This is a genomic window from Devosia elaeis (assembly GCF_001650025.1).
Classification (GTDB): Bacteria; Pseudomonadota; Alphaproteobacteria; order Rhizobiales; family Devosiaceae; genus Devosia; species Devosia elaeis.
The window spans coordinates 1-20,567 of record NZ_LVVY01000070.1; the positions used below are offsets into that span (position 1 = coordinate 1).

Annotated in this window: 21 protein-coding genes; 9 read left to right on the forward strand and 12 right to left on the reverse strand. The window is 63.6% G+C overall.

All coding sequences use genetic code 11. The annotated features are described in order from the left end of the window. The 5 genes from A3840_RS19840 to A3840_RS06055 all read right to left on the reverse strand — a co-directional run. Window positions 1-407 (reverse strand): hypothetical protein (locus tag A3840_RS19840; RefSeq protein WP_205633342.1); only part of this gene is annotated, 407 nt, incomplete at its 3' end. Between the two features lie 209 nt (window positions 408-616). Next, window positions 617-1,651, reverse strand: a complete 1,035-nt coding sequence (locus A3840_RS06040; protein WP_082903684.1) for a carbohydrate kinase family protein — start codon at window positions 1,649-1,651, stop codon at window positions 617-619. A 66-nt stretch (window positions 1,652-1,717) separates the two neighbouring features. After that, a complete protein-coding gene (locus A3840_RS06045; protein WP_082903685.1) occupies window positions 1,718-2,605 on the reverse strand; it encodes a siderophore-interacting protein in 888 nt (295 codons plus the stop codon). Then, complete coding sequence (locus A3840_RS06050; protein WP_067453433.1) at window positions 2,602-4,344, reverse strand: ABC transporter ATP-binding protein; 1,743 nt, start codon at window positions 4,342-4,344, stop codon at window positions 2,602-2,604. The genes A3840_RS06045 and A3840_RS06050 overlap by 4 nt, the downstream gene beginning before the upstream one ends. Window positions 4,345-4,442: 98 nt before the next feature. Further along, on the reverse strand, window positions 4,443-5,987 hold the full coding sequence (locus A3840_RS06055; RefSeq protein WP_067453435.1) for a sensor histidine kinase: 1,545 nt from the start codon (window positions 5,985-5,987) through the stop codon (window positions 4,443-4,445). 212 nt (window positions 5,988-6,199) lie between these two features. Here A3840_RS06055 and A3840_RS06060 point away from each other — a divergent pair, with 212 nt between their 5' ends. Beyond that, on the forward strand, window positions 6,200-6,676 hold the full coding sequence (locus A3840_RS06060) for a CAP domain-containing protein (protein WP_067453438.1): 477 nt from the start codon (window positions 6,200-6,202) through the stop codon (window positions 6,674-6,676). Next, window positions 6,666-6,902, forward strand: coding sequence for a sulfurtransferase TusA family protein (locus A3840_RS06065; RefSeq protein ID WP_067453442.1), 237 nt, complete (start codon window positions 6,666-6,668; stop codon window positions 6,900-6,902). The genes A3840_RS06060 and A3840_RS06065 overlap by 11 nt, the downstream gene beginning before the upstream one ends. Here A3840_RS06065 and A3840_RS06070 read toward each other — a convergent pair. Further along, on the reverse strand, window positions 6,899-8,056 hold the full coding sequence (locus A3840_RS06070; protein ID WP_067453445.1) for a D-alanyl-D-alanine carboxypeptidase family protein: 1,158 nt from the start codon (window positions 8,054-8,056) through the stop codon (window positions 6,899-6,901). The two genes, A3840_RS06065 and A3840_RS06070, sit on opposite strands and share 4 nt — an antisense overlap. 156 nt (window positions 8,057-8,212) lie before the next feature. On the opposite strand from A3840_RS06070, the gene A3840_RS06075 reads away from it, so the two are divergent. Continuing rightward, the gene (locus A3840_RS06075; protein WP_067453449.1) at window positions 8,213-8,782 is read left to right on the forward strand and encodes a type 1 glutamine amidotransferase family protein; all 570 of its coding nucleotides are present in this window, start codon (window positions 8,213-8,215) and stop codon (window positions 8,780-8,782) included. Between the two features lie 100 nt (window positions 8,783-8,882). Then, window positions 8,883-9,299, forward strand: coding sequence for a winged helix-turn-helix transcriptional regulator (locus A3840_RS06080; protein WP_067453452.1), 417 nt, complete (start codon window positions 8,883-8,885; stop codon window positions 9,297-9,299). Between the two features lie 18 nt (window positions 9,300-9,317). Here A3840_RS06080 and A3840_RS06085 read toward each other — a convergent pair whose 3' ends face one another. Then, complete coding sequence (locus tag A3840_RS06085) at window positions 9,318-10,214, reverse strand: division plane positioning ATPase MipZ (protein ID WP_067453456.1); 897 nt, start codon at window positions 10,212-10,214, stop codon at window positions 9,318-9,320. Between the two features lie 219 nt (window positions 10,215-10,433). On the opposite strand from A3840_RS06085, the gene A3840_RS19630 reads away from it, so the two are divergent. From A3840_RS19630 to A3840_RS06095, 4 genes are all read left to right on the forward strand, one after another. After that, window positions 10,434-10,586, forward strand: a complete 153-nt coding sequence (locus A3840_RS19630) for a hypothetical protein (protein WP_165603131.1) — start codon at window positions 10,434-10,436, stop codon at window positions 10,584-10,586. A 202-nt stretch (window positions 10,587-10,788) separates the two neighbouring features. Further along, window positions 10,789-10,938 (forward strand): DUF1127 domain-containing protein, encoded by a 150-nt coding sequence (locus A3840_RS18960; RefSeq protein WP_082903686.1) that lies wholly within the window; start codon window positions 10,789-10,791, stop codon window positions 10,936-10,938. Between the two features lie 203 nt (window positions 10,939-11,141). Next, entirely contained in the window at window positions 11,142-12,524 is a 1,383-nt protein-coding gene (gene trmFO / locus A3840_RS06090) for a methylenetetrahydrofolate--tRNA-(uracil(54)-C(5))-methyltransferase (FADH(2)-oxidizing) TrmFO (protein ID WP_425388838.1), read from the forward strand. Then, a complete protein-coding gene (locus A3840_RS06095; protein ID WP_067453459.1) occupies window positions 12,521-12,964 on the forward strand; it encodes a YiiD C-terminal domain-containing protein in 444 nt (147 codons plus the stop codon). Before trmFO ends, A3840_RS06095 begins: the two co-directional genes overlap by 4 nt. A 548-nt stretch (window positions 12,965-13,512) precedes the next feature. On the opposite strand, the gene A3840_RS06100 is transcribed toward A3840_RS06095, so the two are convergent. The 4 genes from A3840_RS06100 to yajC all read right to left on the reverse strand — a co-directional run bounded on the left by A3840_RS06100 (window position 13,513) and on the right by yajC (window position 17,840). Next, window positions 13,513-14,355 carry a phytoene/squalene synthase family protein gene (locus A3840_RS06100; protein WP_067453463.1) on the reverse strand — a complete coding sequence of 281 codons (843 nt, stop codon included), beginning with the start codon at window positions 14,353-14,355 and terminating at the stop codon, window positions 13,513-13,515. After that, window positions 14,355-14,762, reverse strand: a complete 408-nt coding sequence (locus A3840_RS06105; RefSeq protein WP_245676559.1) for an Mth938-like domain-containing protein — start codon at window positions 14,760-14,762, stop codon at window positions 14,355-14,357. The genes A3840_RS06100 and A3840_RS06105 overlap by 1 nt, the downstream gene beginning before the upstream one ends. Window positions 14,763-14,867: 105 nt before the next feature. Continuing rightward, window positions 14,868-17,429 (reverse strand): protein translocase subunit SecD, encoded by a 2,562-nt coding sequence (gene secD, locus A3840_RS06110; protein ID WP_067453466.1) that lies wholly within the window; start codon window positions 17,427-17,429, stop codon window positions 14,868-14,870. A gap of 63 nt (window positions 17,430-17,492) precedes the next feature. Beyond that, entirely contained in the window at window positions 17,493-17,840 is a 348-nt protein-coding gene (gene yajC / locus A3840_RS06115; protein WP_067453469.1) for a preprotein translocase subunit YajC, read from the reverse strand. A gap of 220 nt (window positions 17,841-18,060) precedes the next feature. Here yajC and A3840_RS06120 point away from each other — a divergent pair, with 220 nt between their 5' ends. Beyond that, window positions 18,061-18,906 (forward strand): ATP-binding protein, encoded by an 846-nt coding sequence (locus tag A3840_RS06120; protein ID WP_067453551.1) that lies wholly within the window; start codon window positions 18,061-18,063, stop codon window positions 18,904-18,906. A 214-nt stretch (window positions 18,907-19,120) separates the two neighbouring features. On the opposite strand, the gene A3840_RS06125 is transcribed toward A3840_RS06120, so the two are convergent. Then, the gene (locus A3840_RS06125) at window positions 19,121-20,449 is read right to left on the reverse strand and encodes a M23 family metallopeptidase (protein WP_131798260.1); all 1,329 of its coding nucleotides are present in this window, start codon (window positions 20,447-20,449) and stop codon (window positions 19,121-19,123) included. Window positions 20,450-20,567 lie beyond the last annotated feature (118 nt).

Consider the following 20,567-nt stretch of genomic DNA (forward strand, 5'->3'; position numbering starts at 1 on the left):
GCTATGCCGGCTGTCCGGTCAAAATGGGGTGCGCTCCATTTCTCAAGGTCAGATCTGCTTTTGAAAGGAAAGCGCGATCTCACTTGATGGTCTTCCAGCATACGCAAATTGGCCAATGCACGGTCCAGAACGCGCTCGATCGGAAGTTCTTTGCCGCTTGCCCGAGCCAGAAGGGGCGCAAAGACAGTCACGAAGTCTTTCAGTCGATTTGTGGATGGGCCCCTGTTCCTAAGGTCGGGATGTGCGGCGAAATCACCAATCTCCCTGAAGCTTTCATGGTCCCCCGCATTGGAGCGCAGGCCTGCGAAAATATGGCCGACGTCGGCAGCCTCTGCACGCCCCTCCAGCAACCGCTTTACCCTAGATCGCAGACCCCTCTGATGGATCGACAATTCTTCCGTCGTCATGATGCCCCCCACACATTCAACCAGCGAGGAGCTCGACGTAGCACCTCATTTCCCCGCCGATGATATCAGCCGCTTTGTGCTGCGTCCGGATGGAGAAATGATCGGCGTTTAGGATCGACCCAAGGAATCTTGGAAATTAGCGAAATCGACCCATGATCCTTTGGAGCATCGACCCAAGAAAATTTGGCGGGTTGAGGAATCTCAACGGCTTAATCGCCCCAAGATTCATTGGTCCCGACAACATCCTCCGCACGCAACGGGCCCTTGATGCCGACTTTGGCGCGGGCCAGGGCGAAACCCCGACGGGCGGCATCGAGGACGGCGTCGGGCCGCGTGCAGAAATGCCAGAGAAAGGCCCCGCAGAAGGTGTCGCCGGCCCCAGTGGAATCACGGATCATTTCGGGCAATGGGCTTTCCGGCAGACGCCGGGTTTCCACGGGCAGACCTGCCCTGCCCTGATGCAGTGCGACGTCGTTATGGGTGCGGGCGACGATGAGCCAGCTTTCCCCATGGAGCCGCCCGCCCAAGGCGGCTATGGCGGTGGGATCGGAGCCGAAATGGGCCAGTTCCTCATTGTTGAGCTGAAGAATGTCGGCCTGCCCGAGCAGGCGTTCAAAACCCTCGCCACCGGGAACGATCCAGGCGGCGCCAGGATCCAGCGAGACCAGGAGGCGCGGATTGATCCGCCGGGCGGCGGCGAGCAGGTCGGCGGCCAAGCCCGGCGATTCCGGATCGAGAAACGAGGTGACATGCACCAGATCGCAGGCCGCCAGATTGCGGGCGAGTTCGCCGCTCCCATCGCGCAGATAGGAGGCTATCCCGGCATTCGCTCCGGCGGCCGTCAGCAGGGTTCGCCCCGCAGGCTCGACCATGGCGAGGCAGGTGGCCGGGGGAGCCGGGCTTCGCCGCACGCAGCCACCCGCAACGCCCCATTCCGACAATGCCTCCATATGCGGCGCCCGTCCGTCCACTTGTCCGGCAATGCCGAAAAAGGCCAGGTCGAGCTCGCGCCCCCGGGCATTCAGCAACGCCGCGATGCGTGCGGCATTGAAGGCCGAGCCGCCCAGATAATCGGCAGCGCCCAGGCCAGACAGGATGGCGGCGCCAGCGGCCGCCTGCTCATCGGAGATAGGCGTCTCGATCAGCGCAGGAGCATCGATACCAAGCTGTTTCAGCAGCGTGCCGCCAGCGATATCGACGACCAGGTCGCGGTTCATGGCGCCGAGAAAGGCAAGTCTTTTCATGACCGAGTGGTAGCGGGGGCCGAGGACGGCGACAAGCGGGTCTGGGCTCAATCCCGGCAAGGATTTCTAGAGTCCGTATTTCTCCAGCGTCGCGTAATATTCGTCGCGCAATTCTTCCATGTCGCGGCCGGACGACCAGGAGGCATCGATGGCCGCCTTCACCGCTTCGGGCATGGCTTTCCAGCGGGCTTCCCAAGCTTCGCCATCCTGAGTCCAGTAGCCGACGAGCTCATAGCGCTCGGGCGGCCATCTCAAGTCCTGCCGCACATATTTCCGGATGGCGCGCACCACTCTCTGCTCGCCGGCCACCCAGATATAGCCGGGCGTGGGCGAAAGCGGCATGGCCTTGACGACATCGACCATGCGGCTGGGCGCCACGCCATTGCCGCTGCGGTGCAACCAGGTCACTGTCGCGAATTCATGATGCGGCAGCGGTTGCTCGTGCTCGGCGGCCGCGATTTCGATGAAGACCCGCGACTGTACGTGCCTGGGCGTCTGTTCGAGAATGCGCGCCAGGGCCGGCAGGCCGGTGGCGTCGGAGACAAGCAATTGCCAGGTAATATCGGCGGGCGGCGCATAGAGGCCGCGCGGGCGGTTGATGGTGATGGCATCGCCAGGCCGGGCATTCTGCGCCCATTCACTGGCCAGGCCGCCTTCATGCACCACGAAGTCGATGTCGATTTCGCCCTCGTGGGGCCGATGCTGGCGCACCGTATAGGTCGAATAGCGGATGGCATCCTGGCCGTCGGGATAGGTCCAGCGGCCATCCTCGGTGATGATCGGCAGATGCAGCTTGCCAGTCTGCTCGTTGGGGAAGAACAGGCGCAGATATTCATCCGGAATGCCGGTGCCGAGGAAACCGGCCAGTCCCTCGCCGCCAAAGGTCAGCCGAACCATGCCGGGCGTCAGCACATGGCGCGCCAACACCCTGGCTTCGAAAAACATCTGACTCATGCGATTTCCCTGGGCGTCGCCAACCCGCCGAACTGGGCGGCGTGCAGATGGGCATAAGCGCCATTCCGCGCCAGCAATTCGTCATGCGGCCCCTGTTCGACGATGCCGGTTTCATCGACGACGACGATGCGATCGGCATGCTGGATGGTCGCCAGGCGATGCGCGATGACCAGGGTGGTGCGCCCGCGCGACAGCTCGGCCAGTGATTGCTGGATGGCAAGCTCGGTGGCGGTATCGAGCGCCGAGGTGGCCTCGTCGAGCACCAATATCGGTGGGTTCTTCAGGAAAATCCGGGCAATGGCGACGCGCTGCTTCTGCCCGCCGGATAATTTCACCCCGCGTTCGCCCACCATCGTATCGAGGCCGTTCGGTAACCGGTCAATGACGTTTTCCAGGCGAGCCCGCCGCACCGCATCGAGGATTTCCGCCTCGGTGGCACCGAGCCGTCCGTAGGCGATATTGTCCCGCAGAGTGCCGCCGAAGAGGAATACATCCTGCTGCACGATGCCGATCTGGCTGCGCAGGCTGGCCTGCGTCATGTCGCGGATATCGATGCCGTCGATGGATATCGCGCCCGCGTCGATCTCGTAAAAGCGCGGCAGCAGGGCGCAGAGCGTGGTCTTGCCGGCGCCGGACGGGCCGACAATGGCAATCGTTTCGCCGGGCGACACCGCCAGATTGAGGCCGTCGATGACTTTCCGGCCGCCACGCTCGTAGGCGAAGCTCACATCCTTGAAGGCGATATCGCCGCGCAGATGTGTGACCACCTTTGCGTCCGGCTTGTCGGCGATGTCCGGCGCGGAGTCGATCAACTGGGTAAAGCGGGTGAAGCCGGCAATGCCCTTAGGGTACATTTCCAGCACCGTGGTGATCTGGTCGATCGGCTTCATGAAGACATTGACCAGGAGCAGGAAGCTGACAAAGCCGCCATAGGACAGCTCGCCCGAGGTGACCAGCCAGGCGCCGAACAGCATGACGGCCAGTTGTACCAGCCGGGTGCTGAGGAACGTGACAACATTGCTCGCCGTCATCAGCGCATAGGCCTTGAGCTTGGTTACCCGGTAGGCTTCGTTATTGCCGGCAAACAGGGTCTCTTCGTGCCGTTCATTGGCGAAAGCCTTCACGACGCGCACGCCGCCGATGGAATCCTCCACGCGGGTATTGAAATCCCCTACCCGGCCATAGAGCTCGCGCCAATTGCGGTTCATGCGCGCGCCATAGGTACTGACCAGCCAGGTCATGATCGGGACGAGCACGACAGTGATGGAGGCAAGCTGCCAATTGGTGGCGAACATCAGCACGAAAGCGCCGAGAAACGTCATGATCGCAAGGAACAGGTCCTCGGGACCATGATGGGCCACCTCGCCGATATCCTCGAGGCCCTTGGTGACATGGGTGATCAGGTGCCCCGTCTTCTGGTTGTCGAAAAACCGGAAGCTGAGTTTCTGCAGATGGGTGAAGACCTGCTGGCGCATATCGGTTTCGATATGGATGCCCAGCATGTGACCGAAGTAATTGACCACGCCCCGCAGCACCGCCGTGAGGCAATAGATTACCAGCAGCGCGATGCCGGTAAGGACGATAAGCCCGAAATCGTTCTGCGGCAGGAGCGTGTCGATAAAATAGGCTACCGCCAGCGGGAAGGCCAATTCCAACAGGCCCGCAATGACGGCGCTGCCGAAATCGAGAGCGAAGAGGCCTTTATAGGGCGCGTAATAAGAAAAAAATCGCTTGAGCATGATAAGCTGACTAAGTGTGTCCGCTTTACCCAATGCCCCAATGGCCCCGCCACCACAAGCCCCCAAATCTCAAAAGCGGCCAATCGCTGCCTTCGGGCTCAGCTCTCGACATTGTGGCCCGCGCTGGACAAGGCCAGTTCCGCCTCGAACCGGGTGCCGTCCTGGGTGATGAAGCGATAGGTGCCGCCCATCTGCGAGACTACCCCGCGGATCAGGCGCAACCCCATGCTGGTCGGAACATCCGGCACCGCGCCGATCCCCTTGCCATTATCCGCGACAACCAGGGAGCAGCGGCCATTGCCCAAGTCGCGGAGCGTGACGGCGATTTCACCGCGCCGACCATCAACAAAGGCATATTTGAGCGCATTGGTGATCAATTCGCTCAGGAGCAAGGAGAGCGGCGTGGCGTGGTCGCGGTCCACCGCGGCGTGGTCGATATCATAGCGCAGGTCGATATCGGCGCCATAGGCCTGGACGACCTCGCCGGCAACGACCGGTATCAGGTCATGCGCGTCGATGTCTTCATAGCGATCGTGGCGATAGATGTGCTCATGCATTGCCGCCATGGCACTCAGCCGGCTTTGCAGGTCGATCCGGGCATTGGCCGGCATGTCCTGCATCCGCACGAGCGATTGTACCGATTGCAGATTGTTCTTCACCCGATGATGGATTTCGCGGAACAACAGCACATTGGTTTCCTGTGCGGCCTCCAGCTCGGCGCGGCGGCGGGCATCGCGACGCAGCAACAGCAGCGCCCAGGACCCGATGCCGATCAGCCCGAGCACGATAGGCGCAACGATGATCATCACCGTACGGATGGCCTCGTTCAGCGATCGCCAGGCGCCATCGGTGGCAATGGAGGCGACCGCCAATATTTCGGTGCCCGGCACCGCCCGATAACTCACCACCCGCGCAATGCCGTCGACGGGCGAGGCATCGGAGAAATAGGTGCCGAACTCGGCCTTAGGCAGATATTCGGTAATCAGCGGGTGATCGGAGAGATCGACCGAGCCGCCCGGCGCCGGGTAGCGCGCCATCAGGACGCCGTCGCGCCGGATCAGGCTGACGGTAGAGCCCGCCCCCAATTCGAGCGAGCCCCAGAACGGCTGCACCACGTCATCGGTGAAGGAGACCATGATGGCCCCGGCGAAGGCGCCATTGCGCTGCACGCGCTTGGAGAAGACGAAGATGTCGTCGCCGGTAATGCGGCTCGTCAGCAGCCCCGATGTATAAAAAAGCCGTCCATCCCGCAGGGCGGAGAAATAGTCCCGGTCGGAAACGCCGACCCGATCGGCACCGGGAACCGTCGAAAAGATCGTCCGCGCTTCGGCATCGATAATATAGACATCGATATTGGCGGGCAGCCCCTCGACAGCCGCCTGCAGCACCGCCACGTCGCTGGTCAGAGATGGACCGAGCGCGGCATCGACCCGGCGCAAGGTCTGCTGCGCCACCTCGGCGAGCCAGCCCGCATTGGTGGCAACGATCTGGGCGGCGGCCAGCGAGCGCTCTTCCAGTCTCGCGCGAGCCTGATTGACGCCTTCGGCGACGAAATAGGCGAATATGCCTATGAAAACGGCGATGCTGAGCAGAAGAAAGGCGATGGCCACGCTCATGGCCCGCACTTCGCGTCCCGCCTTCAATGTGCCCCCAGCCAGATCGGCCTCCCCACAATGCTGCCCCTTTTGCGCGGTTTCGTGCCGCCCGCCTCGGTCTACACCGACACCTTAACGTCACATGACGCCAAATGGCTCCCCTTGATCACGAAGATGACAGGGCGCCAGCCCATTAACGCCAATGAAGATGTCCGCTGTTATGGAGCGGACAATTGATCTCTCCTCCCAGAAGGAATGACATGACGATACGCCCGATCCTCCTGAGCACCGCCCTCGCCTCGGTGCTGGTCCTAGCCGGCTGCTCCTCCTTCGGCGGTGGCAATGCCTCCCCGGGCGCCCTGGCCCCCGCCCTCTCGGCGCGGATGGACCAGCCCAATGCCACGCTCGACAGCGTGCAGGCCATCAACCTCATCAACGCCTATCGCGCGACGAACAATATGCCGCCCCTGACCGCCGATGCCGGACTCAACGGCACCGCCCAGGCCCTCGCCAACCAATATGCCCAGACTAATAACGCGCCGACCAAGCCGCAGGCCCTGGTGCAGATGAAGCTTTCGGCCGGTTATTCCACCTTCGCCGAAACCTTCTCCGGCTGGCGCAACAATGCCGCCGACGCCGTGGCGCTCACCGCGCAGGCGACCAAGGCCGGCGTGGCCGTCGCCTATAACCCGTCGTCCAGCTTCGGCACCTATTGGGTTCTCGTGATTGGCAATTGAGCCCGACATCATCGACGCCAGGGGGCTCAAATGCCCCCTGCCCGTCCTGAAGCTGGAAAAGCGGCTCGCGACCGCGCAGCCCGGAACGATATTGACCGTTCTGGCCACCGATCCCATGGCCAGGATCGATATCCCCCTCCACTGCCGGCAGAACGGGCATGACTATGCCCTGGAAGAGGCCGACGGCGTGTTCCGGTTCACCATTACCAGAAGCAGTGAGGCTTAGAGGTCGGCGGGCCTCGGCCGCGGCAGGGTGATATTCATGCCGCCGAGCGCCGTCACGCCCGGGCGCAAGACGTCCTCTATATCGGCGCTTTCGACGGAAGCCGGCGCCGGGAACATCGGCACATGGGCCGGGCGCGGCCGCGGCAGGGCAATATTGTTGCGGACGCGGCCCAGATCGACGGCGGTGTATTCGCGCAGCGCAACCGTGTCGGTCAGATAGGTCGGCTGGTCCTTGAGCCCCATCGGGAACGCGGCTTCCTGCGCCTTCACATAGGTCTGGGCATCCTTGCCGCAGATATTGGGGCGCATATCGGTCGGCGCGCCGCCATTATTGGCCAGGGTCAGCACGGTCTGGCCCGTCGGGCTGACCCGGCCATTGAGCGCGTTGACGAAAAGCTCGGCGGCGCGCTCGTTCCGTTCCCGGCCCGAGGAGCCGCCCAGAACCACAGCCAGCAATTGGCGCCCGCCCCGATCCACCGTGGCCACCAGGTTGAGCCCGGACGCACAGACATAACCGGTCTTCATGCCGGTGGTGCCGGCGAAACCTTCCAACAGGCCATTATTGGATTCCATGCGCGTCTTACCGATCGTCACCACGCCGGTCGAGAACATGGGCATGTATTGCGGAAAGGTCTGCTCGATATAGAGCGAGAGGACCGCCAGATCGCGCGCCGTGGTCACCTGCGCGGGATCGTGCAGGCCATGCGCATTGACGAAATGCGTTCCCGTGAGGCCCATGCGCCGCGCCACATCGTTCATCATGACCACGAAGCGATCCTCGCTGCCACCGATGGTCTCGGCGATGGCAACGGCGATATCATTGGCCGACTTGACGATGAGGATATAGAGCGCGTCCTTGAGCGAGACCGAGCTGTCCACGGCAAGGCCGGACCGGCTCGGCGGCTGGCTGAATGCCTTGCGGGAAATGGTCACCGGCGTATCCAGCGTCACGCTGCCCTTGGCCAGTTCCTCGAACACCACATAGGCCGTCATCAGCTTGGTCAGCGATGCCGGATGCCAAGGATTGCCGGCCTCCTGCGCATAGAGCACCTGCAGGTTCGCGCGGTCGACAAGCAACAATGGCTGGGCCCAGGCGGGCATCAGGCTGGCAAGGCTCAACAGCATGGCCAGGACGAGGCGGCGCGCGATGATCAAACCGGAGGACTCCGTGGTGGAACGTGGACGGCGCCCCTCTTAACAGCGGGTTAAGGCAAGCTCAAGGAAGCCGGTCCGCACTGACACGCATGTGAAGGTGCTGACACGGACTGTCATGGCCCGGGAACAGAGTCCTGGAAACAATGGAGTTCCGCCATGACCAGGATCGTCACCATCCTCACTCCCGGCTTCGCCGACTGGGAAACCGCTTTGCTCAATGCCGGCGCGCGGGAATATTATCGCGTCGAAACGCGCTTTGCCTCCCCCGATGGCGAAATGGTGACCTCGGCGGGCGGCCTGCAGGTCGTGCCGCATATGTCGGTGGGCGATATCTCGGTCGATGATTTCGACGCGCTGCTGGTCAATGGCGGCACGGTCTGGCAGACGCCCGGCGCGCCCGATCTCGGCCCCCTGCTCCGTTCCGCCCAGGCTGCCGGCAAGACGGTGGGCGGGATCTGCGACGGTGTGTTGGCGCTGGCGCGAGCCGGCCTGCTCGACAATGTGCGCCACACGGCCAATGGGCCGGAAAGCCTCCCCGATACGGGCTATTCCGGCGGGAATTACTATATCGGCTCTCCCCGCGCCGTGCTCGACCGGCGCATCGTCACAGCCCCCGGAACCGCTCCCGTCAGCTTCATGGGCGCAGTGCTGGAATCTCTCGGACTGCGCAATGGTGACCTGGATTTCTACCTCGGTCTCTACGCGGCCGAGCATCAGGCCGGCTGAGCGTCGCCGCCGCTCAAATCGGCTTCTGCGCGACGGGACTGGTAACAAGTAGTAACTGTGTCTATATTTGTGCCTGAGTAACCGACGCAAGGAGGCGCAAATGTCGCTGACCGATACATCGCAGCAGGAAAACTGCTCCGCCATGTCCGATGTGCTGAACCGCATCGGCGACAAGTGGAGCGTGATGGTCGTGGGCATGCTGGGCCGCAACGGCACACTGCGCTTCAACGAGCTCAAGCGCATGATCAACGGCGTTTCGCAGCGCATGCTGACGCTGACCCTGCGCAATCTCGAGCGCGATGGCCTGGTGACGCGCACCATCTATCCGGAAGTGCCGCCGCGCGTGGAATATAGCCTGACGGCCTTGGGCAAGACCCTGCAGGGCCCGATCGCGGCGCTGTGGGACTGGTCGGCCGAGAACCACCACGCCATCATCGAGGCCCGCGCCGTCTACGATTCCCGCGAAAATGCCGTCGCCGCCGACGAGGGCCGCAAGATCGCCTATGCGCGGGGCTGACGCCTCGGGATTGCCGGCTTAGCTTTCGCCGCGCGCCATATGGGCGAAACGACTGGCTTCACCGGGCTGGCTGGCGAGGACCGCGCGGCGCGCCTCGGTGCGCTGGTTATCGGGCAGGTTCAAGGCATTGACCAGGGACCTATATTCCTGCCGCGCGCTCATATGCGACATGGAGGGCATGCCACCCAGCAAATCTTCGTCCAACGGATCGAAGATGGTCATGCCGGAGGCGAAGAGCGAGCGGAAAATGACGCGCTCGGCAATACCGTCGGCCACCCGGCAACCCAGGCGCGTGGCAATGCGCTCCAGCATGGTCTGCACCTGACGCATATTGCGCGAGGACAGCATGGAGATGCGGTTGCGCACCAGGATCCAGTCGATATTCCGGCCGTCCACGGCCAGCCGCTCGGAGCGGGCGCGCTGCACCAGGCGGGCATAATGGCTGAGATCGCGGGGCTCTCCGGTCACCGGATCGACCTGCGCCATGACGCTGAGATCGATGAGGCTGTCATTGACCGGCGTGACCAGCGTATCGGCGAGCGAATGGGCTAAGCGACTGAGATTGGTATCGAAACCCGGAGTGTCGATGACGATGAAATCGGCCTGGGCCTCGACCTCGCCAATGGCCTGGCGGAACAGGTCGAACTCGATGCGATGGTTTTCCTTGACCGAATCTCCGCGCGCCAGCGGCAGGTGGAAATGGGTGGTATGCGGCACGCTGACCCCGTGCGACCGCGCCCAGTCGCGGCGGTTGCGCATATAATGAGTGAGCGTCTGCTGGCGGCTATCCGCGTCGATCGAAGCGACCTTATGGCCTTGATATAAAAGGAAAATGGCCAGATGGAAGGCCGTGGTCGACTTGCCCGAGCCACCCTTCTCATTGCCAACAACGATGACATGCGCGCCTTGCCGCAACGTCGATTCCCCAAATCAGTTGGGCGGAGTTTGTTGGTTCGGGTGCTCTGGCACAAGGGAAATCTGGGTGGTTGCCCTGCCGGGAGAGGGATTGCGACGCTTTGGTGAATTTGCCATGCGCGCGGCGCATGTTGCGCGTGACCAATCGGGCATGGAGCGCCGGGGCCAAGGCGTTCATACTGACAAGTGTGCTGCAATGGCAACAAGGGAGACAGGCCCATGTTCGTGCGTGCCGTCTGGCGCCTCAGGCGCCTGGTCGACATCCGGCAGACCTTGCGGGAAATGGACGTCCCCGCGACGCGAGATGCCGACTTTCTGGGGATTTCCGGCCCCGACTTTTCCAAGATGACCCGGTCGCTATTCGACCGCTGACATCTTTACCATTTCCTAACCACGAGCAATGGCCGCCGGCTCGCCCTCCGGCGGCCATTTCTCCGCCCCAAGCCTGAATGCACAATGAACAGGCATGGCGAGCATCTTGCACAAAATGCATAGCTTCTTTGCCTAATCTCCATCTGCTCAATCGAGATCGATGCTCCTATCTTCCAGCTCGTAAGCGAAAGGAGATTTTCCGATGGACATCCGTAAGACTTTCAAGAAGTGGGCTGCCTACCAACAGACCGTCCGTGAGCTCGCCGCTCTCGACAATCGTCAGCTCAACGACCTGGGCATTGCGCGTACTGATATCAGCCGCGTTGCTCGCGACCATGCCAACTCGCTCTAAGCTCGTCGGCACCAATATTACGATCCGAACGCCCGCCTCTTTCTAAGACGCGGGCGTTTTCTTTTTTCTACTTGCCTCGCGGCGGCCGATGCCGCCTTTCGCATATCGTCGCATTTCCCACCATATCGTCAGCAGACTGTTGCCGCCGACACTGACGCCGAGAGTGATTGCGCGCAACAGCGCCGCTTGGTATCTCGCTGGCCATGTCAAACTCTCTCATTCACATTATCGGGGGCGGCCTCGCCGGCTCCGAAGCCGCATGGCAAGCCGCCGAAGCCGGGGTCGATGTCGTCCTGCACGAGATGCGCGGCGTCAAAGGCACCGATGCCCACCAGACCGATGCCTTCGCCGAACTGGTCTGCTCCAATTCCTTCCGCTCGGACGACCACGAGCAGAACGCAGTGGGCCTGCTGCACGAGGAAATGCGGCGCTGCAATTCGCTGATCATGCGGGCGGCCGACCAGCACAAGCTGCCGGCGGGCGGCGCGCTGGCGGTGGACCGGCACGGTTTTTCGGCCGCGGTGACCGAGGCGATCTCCAACCATCCCAGGATCACCATCCGGCGCGAGGAAGTGGCGGTCTGGCCGCCGGCGGACTGGCAGCATGTCATCATCGCCACCGGGCCACTGACCTCCCCTGCTCTGGCCGATGCCGTGCTGGAAAAGACCGGCGAGGACTCGCTGGCCTTTTTCGACGCCATCGCGCCGATCATCCATTACGACAGCATCGACCACGACATCGCCTGGAAGCAGTCGCGCTATGACAAGGCCGGCCCCGGCGGCACCGGCGCCGATTACCTCAACCTGCCGATGGACCGCGATCAATATTACGCCTTTGTCGAGGCCTTGAAGACCGCGCCGCTGCACGAATTCAAGGACTGGGAAAAGGTACCCTATTTCGACGGCTGCCTGCCCATCGAGGTCATGGCCGAGCGCGGACCGGAAACGCTGCGCCACGGGCCGATGAAGCCGGTCGGCCTGACCAATCCGCGCAACCCGACCGTAAAACCCTATGCCATCGTGCAATTGCGCCAGGACAATGCCCTGGGCACGCTGTGGAACATGGTCGGCTTCCAGACCAAGATGCGTTACGGCATCCAGACCGATATCTTCCGCATGATCCCGGGACTGGAAAATGCCCAATTCGCCCGGCTGGGTGGATTGCACCGAAACACATTCATCAATTCGCCCAAGGTTTTGTCGCCCGATCTTAAGCTGAAAGCTGACCCGCGCATCCGCTTCGCCGGCCAGGTGACGGGCGTGGAAGGCTATGTCGAAAGCGCCGCCGTGGGCCTGATCACCGGCCGCATGAGCGCGGCCGAAGCCAAGGGCGGCAGCCTGGCCATTCCGCCGGCGACCACGGCGCTCGGCGCGCTGATCGGACATATTACCGGCGGCCATATCGAAGCCGAAAGCTATAGCGGCGCCCGCAGCTTCCAGCCGATGAACGTCAATTTCGGCCTGTTCCCCGAAGTGACGATCACCAAGCCGGAAGGGGTGACCCGCTGGCGCGGCCCGGAAAAGACCATCGCCAAGCGGCGGGCCATCACCAGCCGGGCGCTGAACGACCTCAAGGCCTGGGCATGAACGAAGCGGCGCTGGCGGCCTTCCTGCATGACCATATCCCGCTCTCACGGGCCATGGACGTGTCGGTAATGCGCGCCAGTGCCGAACAGGTGGTGCTGGAAGCCCCGCTGCCGCCCAATATCAATGTGCATGGCACCATGTTCGGCGGCAGCGTTTCGACGCTCGGATTGCTGGCGGCCTGGTCGGTGCTGCATCTGCGGCTGGAGGCGGAGGGGATCGCCAACCAATTGGTGATCCATAAGACCGAGGTGGATTATCTGCTGCCGGTCAAAGGCCGTGTGCGCGCGGTCGCGGGTCTCGATGGGGCCGATTGGGAGAGTTTTCGCCATATGCTGGAGCGGCGCGGCAAGGCCCGGCTGAGCGTAATGGCCGAATTGCTGTTCGAGGGCGCGGTGGCGGCGCGGCTGAAGGGCGAATTCGTGGCGTTGGTGGAGCGCTAAGCGCATTTGCCCGTCTGCGCGATGTCATCCCCCCAAGGGGCGGGACTATCGCATATGGGCAAATGTCTCGTGCCTGCCGGCACCCCCTCCCATCCCCGTCAAGGGGGAGGTGCCGCATCCAGTGTGGCAGTATTTGTGTCTCATACACCGGCCGGGCACCCTCCCCCGCGAAAGCGGGGACCTCCGTTAGCAAACAGAGGTTCCCGCTTTCGCGGGAATGACCCGGTGGGTGGAAGGCGTTCGCCTGTGCCGGGCCGGGGTCGCGACACGCTTCACGGCATCGGCCTCAACCCGGTGAACGCCCTCGGGTCAAGCCCGAGGGTGACGAGCGGTGGGTGAGGGAATGGCGGTGGGTGCGGGAAAGATCGTGGGCATCTTATGCTGTATCCTGTTTTGCAGAGCGATCCCGCCTCACCACCAGTCGTCACCCTCGGGCTTGACCCGAGGGTTCTTCCTTGTCGAACTCCTCCCACACCGAGCCGCCCCTCAGGCCCGGCCCGAGGGTAAGAAGAGGTGGGTTAGGTCCGCGATGTAGAGCGGTTGGCCGCCTATCGGTTTCGCCAGGTCCACCAGGTCAGGCGGGCGATCTTGCGCCAGTCGGCTTCGTCCTGTGGCGGGGCGAAGGGGGCGGTGGCGCGCTGGTTCCAGGCCTGGAGCTGTTGCTCGAGCACGGCAATGGCGGCGAAGGCGGGGCGCAGGCGGGCGGGCAGCGCGGCGATGGCGGGACGGGCCTTTTGCAGATGGGCTTCGGCCAGTTCGGCAATCTGGCTCAGGGCCGCATGCAGGCCCTCGCTGTCCCGGGCGCGGAACAATTCGGTTTCGCGCACGCCATTGGCCTCGAGGATGCTCCAGGGCAGCATGATGCGCCCCTGGGACGAGACATGGCCGAGGGCGCGCAGATGACCGATCATGGCCTGGGCCACGCCGAGATGGCCGGCGGCATCCCCCTGCTCTACCGGCTCACCCTGATTGAGGATCATGGCGGCAAGCTGGAACAGGGTCGAGGCGGTTTCCCCCGCATAGCCCTCGAAGGTTTCGAGGTCCGGCATGGGATCGTCGTAGAGATCGAAGCGGCGGGCGCCGATCAACCTTTGCAGCGTCCCGACCGGCAGGCCGTATTGGGCGATGGTCTGCAACAGCGCATCGGCCAGGGGGTTCTGCCGGACCTCGCCATGGCCGGAGCCCGTCAGCGCGTCGTTCCACCATTGCAGACGGATTTCGCCGGGCTGCGGGCCGGAAACGCGCGCGCGGATGGCGGCGACGTCGGCGTTGAAGGCCAGCAAGGCCGTGATGTGGGGCCGGGATTCGGCGGGCAGGACGAGCGTTGCGAGATAGCGGTCGCGATCCTGCTCGCGCAGAGCCTGGGCGGCGAAGTCGTAGCTCCCGGGCATCAGCGCGCCTTTTCGACCGCGATAAGCGCGGCGGCCACGGCGCGGTCTTCGGCGAGCAGGACATTATAGGTGCGAATGGCGCCACCGGTCTGGGTGGCTTCGACGATGATGCCGCGCTCACGGAAGGCGGCGCGGATATTTGGGTCGATGGCGACGATATCGGCGCCGAGACCGATCAGCAGCACATCGACAGGCTCGGCCAGGTCGAGAACCGGCTGCAGGCTGGCCAGGGTGAGGCCGGCGCTATCCGTCACCTCCCAGGCCTGCATGCGGCCGGGCAGGCAGAGCAACGAGCCCTTGTGCGAGAGGTCCGCGAAACGGAACCCGCCATTGCCATAGGCGTCGATGCCCACCTGTTGGGGGAAATGGCGGAAGGAAGAGCTCAAATCGTTCTGGGGTTCGGCCACGGCGTCATTCCCGCGCAAGCGGGAACCTCCGTTTCGGGATCGTCAATTGCAAACAGGGGTTCCCGCTTGCGCGGGAATGGCCCGGTGAATGTTGCATCTCCTGCCCTAAACCGAAGCCCCGTCCGGCGAACGCTTCTTCTTTTCGGCGTCGGCCTTCTCATCGTCGTCGGTCTTCTGCTTGAGGCCGAAATTGATGAGGATGGGGCCGTTGATGATGACCGAGGAATACATGCCGACAATCGAGCCGAAGGTCATGGCGATGGTGAAGCTGCGCAGCGCCTCGCCGCCGAAGAAAACCAGCGGCAAGAGCGCCAGGAGCAGGGTGAACTGCGTCAAGGACGTGCGCACGATGGTCTGGTTGATCGAAAGATCGATCAGCTCGGGCAGCGGCATCTTGCGGTGTTTTCGCAGATTTTCGCGGATACGGTCGGAGACCACCACCGTTTCGTTGAGCGAGATACCCACCAGGGTCAGCACCGCCGCAATGGAACTGAGATTGAATTCCATGCCGGTCAGCGAGAACAGACCGATGGTCATGATCAGGTCGTGCGAGGTGGTGGTGACCGCCGCCAAGGCGAACTGCCACTCGAAGCGGAACCAGATATAGATGAGGATACAGACCAGCGCGATGATGACGGCGATGGTGCCGGTCCAGGCCAGTTCGCCGGACACGGTGCCGCTGACGGCCTCGACGCGGCGCACTTCGTAGTTTTCGCCGGCCAGGGCCTCCTGCACCTGTTGCACCGCGACCTGGTCGGCCGACTGGCCGCCTTCCTGCGCCTGGACGCGCACGAGCACGTCCTGCGGGGTGCCAAAGCCCTGGACCTGGATTTCGCCGAGATCAAGGCCGCCCAGCAGCTCGCGCACCTGCCCCACATCGGCCGGGCCGCCGACATGCTGCACCTCGATGGCGGTGCCGCCGACGAAGTCGATGCCGAGATTGAAGCCCTTGGTGAAGGCCGAGCCGATGGACACCAAGGTCATGACGATGGAGAGCGCGATGACGACGCGCGAAATCTTCATGAACGGGATCTTGGTGCCATCCGGGATGAAGCGGAACTTCTGGATGTTCAGCTTCTTGGGACGAACGCGCTTGTACCAGAGGTTCACCTGGAAGGAGGTGACCGTATAGGCGGTGAACAGCGAGGTCAGGATGCCCAGGCCAAGGGTGACGGCGAAGCCCTGGATCGGGCCGGAACCCATGAAATAGAGCACCACGGCCGCGACGAGCTGGGTCAGGTGGGAGTCGATGATGGTGCCCCAGGCGCGCTGGAAGCCGGCATTGATCGCCTGCAAGGGCGATTTGCCCGAGGCCTGCTCTTCGCGCATTCGTTCATAGATCAGCACGTTGGCGTCCACGGCCATGCCGATGGTGAGCACGATGCCGGCAATGCCGGGCAATGTCAGCGTGGCGCCGAGCGTCGACAGGGCCGCGAAGATCAGGATGATGTTGAGGATCAGCGAGATATTGGCGAAGACGCCCCAGAGCCCATAGGCCACGACCATGAAGGCCAGGACCAGGATGGAGGCGACGACGCCGGCGGTGAAGCCGGCCTGGATGGAATCCGCGCCCAGGCTCGCGTCCACGGTGCGCTCCTCGATGACATCGAGGCTGGCGGGCAGCGCGCCGGCGCGCAGCAGTACGGCCAGGTCATTGGCCGAGGCGGTGGTGAAGGAGCCGCTGATCTGGCCCGAACCGCCGGTGATCGGCTGCTGGATGACCGGGGCGGTGATGACGGTGTTGTCGAGAACGATGGCGAAGCGCTGGTTGACATTGCGCGAGGTGAGTTCGCCAAAGGTGATGGCGCCGCGCGTGTCGAACTTGAAGCTGACCACGGGGATGCCGCGCTGCTGGTCATAGGCAGGCTGGGCATCGACCAGGGATTCGCCGCCAATGGCGACATCCTCGTAGAGCAGTTCGCGGCCGCCGTCCTGGCTGGGCAGGATCATGGTGCCGGCCGGCAGGCCCTGGGCCTCGGCCTGGTCGGCGGTCATGCCCGGATAGACCATGTGGAAGGTGAGGCGCGCGGTCTGGGAAATGATGTTCTTGAGGCGCTCGCTGTCGCCGAAGCCGGGCACCTGCACCATGACGCGGGTATCGCCCTGGCGCTGGATGGTGGGCTCGGTGGTGCCCAATTCGTCGATACGCGAACGGATGACTTCCATGGACTGGGCCACCAGCGAGCTCATGCGCTGGTTGATGCCGTCGGGGGTCAGGGTGATGGTGAGCCTGCCGTCGCCGGTTTCCCCAAAGCTCAGCTCATCCACGCCGACGCCGGAGAACATGAAATCGGAAAGCGTGTTCTGCAGGCCCCGAATGGCGGTTTCGGCCTGCGCCTTCTGGCTGGGATCGGTCAGCTCGATATTGAGCGTGTTGCGGGCGACATCGGTGGTGATGATGTTGCCGATGCCGTTCTGCGTGGCCAGGACATTGCGCGCGTCGCGGCGCAGGTCGCTCAGGCGCTGGCTGACAATGCTCTCCTGATTGACCCCGAGCAGCAGATGCGAGCCGCCCTGCAGATCGAGACCGAGAACCAGACCCGGTTGCGGCAGCCATCCGGGAAGCGCTTCCTGAACGGATTTGGGCAGGAAATTGGGGGCTGCAAGCAGGATACCCGCGATCGCGACGAAGAGAATGACGAAAACGCGGAACGGCGACTGGTTCATGTAGGACGTCCTGGAAAGGCGGAAGGCCGGAGCCCTGAGGCTCCGGCCATTGGATCGAGCCGCTTAGGCGGGCTTGTTGTCGTTGACCGGCTCCGACTTGGAGCGCACGTCGGCGATCATGTGGCGCACCACCTTGACCTTGACGCCCTGGGCGATCTCGACCTCGAGATCCTCGCCCTCGACGGCCTTGGTGACCTTGCCGATCACGCCGCCGGTGGTGACGACGGTGTCGCCGCGGCGGATGGCGCTCAGCATGGCCTGCTGCGCCTTGAGGCGCTTCTGCTGCGGACGGAAGATCAGCAGCCAGAAAATGACGACCAGCAGGGCGATCGGCATGAGCTGAATGAAAATGTCAGCCATGCCACCGGGGGCCCCAACCGCATCCTGGGCATAGGCGGGCGTTACAAACATCAAGCGGTCTCCTAAGTGTTTTTCTTTTTCGTTTCTGGTGGAATGGGGCGGCCCGGCGCTGACATCTCAGGCGGTGGACGCTAATGGGCATGCCTGCACTTGCGCCCCGGCCAAAATCGCGCGGACTATACATTTGGGTATCCATGATTGCAAAGCCAATCCGGGTGCGGCAATCGCGACCGAATACACAAGGACGAGACCGGTGAAGACCAAGGACTATATGGGCAGGATCGCTGACGCGCTGGAGCGTATCGCCGGGGCGCTGAACCGGGACACCGAGGCCGCGGCCTTCACGCTCGGCCCGGAAAACGCCTATCACTGGCAGGGCGAAACCGGCACCCTGCTGCCGGTGCCCAAGGTCAGCCGCGTGCCGCTCGCCATGCTCAAGGGCATCGACCATGTGCGCGACCTGCTGCTGGCCAATAGCGAGCAATTCGCGCGCGGCCACGGCGCCAACAATGCCCTGCTCTGGGGCGCGCGGGGCATGGGCAAGTCCTCGCTGGTCAAGGCGATCCATGCCGATATCGAATCGCGCGACGGATTCGAGCGGCTGGTGCTGGTCGAAATCGCGCGCGAAGACCTCGAAACCCTGCCCCGCCTGATGCGCGCCATTGCCGGCCAGACCGCCCGCTTCATCGTCTTCTGCGACGATCTCAGCTTCGACAGCGGGGAAACCAGCTACAAATCGCTCAAGACCATCCTGGATGGCGGGCTCGAAGGGCGCCCGGACAATGTGCTGTTCTACGCCACCTCCAACCGGCGCCACCTGATGCCGCGCGACATGATCGAGAACGAACGCTCGACCGCGATCAATCCCAGCGAGGCGGTGGAGGAAAAAGTGTCGCTGTCCGACCGGTTCGGTCTGTGGCTGGGCTTCCACAATTCCGACCAGGACAATTACCTGGCCATGGTCTCCGGCTATGCCGATTATTACGGCCTCAGCATCGACCGCGACACGCTGCGCGCCCGGGCCATCGAATGGGCGGCAACGCGCGGCGCCCGCTCGGGCCGGGTGGCGATCCAATTGGTGCGGACGCTGGCGGGCGAAGAGGGCAAGGCGGTCTGAGCCTCGTGCTTTGGCAGCACGCCCTGCCCCACCGCTCGTCACCCTCGGGCTTGACCCGAGGGTTCTGTTTTCATTGAGGGATCGGTAAGTGAAGAGCCCTCGGGGCGAGCCCGAGGGTGACGATCTGTGGGCGGGATGACGATCGAGGTCTCAAAAGCAAAAAAGGCCGGGTGCACCACGCCCCGGCCTTTTCGATTCTGGAGGTCTATGCGCCTTAGCTGGCGAGCAGCGGCATCGGGTCGACCGGGGTGGCGCCCTTGCGCAGTTCGAAGTGGAGCTGCGGACGGGAGACCGAGCCGGTCTGGCCGACCGTGCCGATGGAGTCGCCGCGATTGACGACGGCACCCTTGGCCACGCTCATGTCCTTGAGGTGGGCATAGGCCGACACATAGCCGTTCGGGTGACGGACCAGGACGAGATTGCCATAGCCCTCGACGCCGGAGCCGACATAGATGACGGTGCCGTTCTCGGCCGCCTTGACGCTGGAGCCCTCGGGCACGTCGATATTGATGCCGGTGCCGCGCGAGGCTGCGAAATCGGTGATGACGCGGCCCGAAACCGGCCAGCGGAACTTGTCATTACCCGACAGGGCCGGCTCAGCAGCCGGCTGCACGGCGGCAACCTGGGTGGGCGCGGCCTGCGCCGGCGCGGTGGCAGCGGGTGCCGGCGTGGTCGTGGTGGGCGTCGTGGCCGCCAGATTGGTCGGGGCCGGAGCCGGGGCCGTGAGATTGCTCGGGCGGGCATCGGGCAGCGTAGTTGTGGCGCTCACCGGCGCGGTGCTGGCCACCTGGGTGACCGGCGCGCTGGTATTGAGGTCGCCGCGACCCGGAATGGTGATCTTCTGGCCCACCACGATCTTGTCGGGCGAGGCCAGACCATTGGCCTGCACGATGGCCTGAGTGGTCACATCGTATTTGCGGGCGATGGTATAGAGCGATTCCCCGGCGGCGATGGTGTGGGCATAGCCGTTACCATTGGCTGCGGCCTGCACCGGCACGCTGGAATTGACCGGCAAGGCGGTGCTAGGCGGCAAGGCAGCGCTGGGCGGCAGGGTGGAGCCGGCGGGGGTGCCCATGGCGACGGCCGGAGGCGTGGCCGGCAGCGGGGCGAAATTCTGCTGAGCGGGCATGGCTTGGGTTGCTCCCATTGAAGGCGACGAGTTCAGAGGAGGAAGGGCCTGAGTCTGGACGGTGGGAGCGGGCGCCCCCATGCCGATCGGCGAAGTGGCGCCGGCCGGCTGCACGAAACCGTTGCCGACCGGAGCCGGCGGCAGCGTATTGCCGCCGCTCCATCCACCACCGCCGACCGGAGCGGGCGGCAGATATTGGGAAGCGGCAACCTGTACCGATTGCGGAGCACCAAGACTTGGCGGCATCTGCTGATTGAATGTCGGGGGAGCAGACTGGTTGACAGAACCAGTCACCGTGGAGTCGCCGATCGTGCGGCTGCCAAGGCTATTGCAACCGGAGAGGCCGACAGCGGCCACGATAATTCCGGCAATGGCGACCGCTTTTCCTGGCCGCGGAGAGACGCGAATACTCATCGGCTTACTCTTACGCAGGTACTCAACAACTGATTGTGAGACTAGGCCGGTAAGGTAAAGACGAGTTTAAAGCCGATGCGATTTGAGTGAAATCGCGCGGGAGAGATTCAGGGATGGG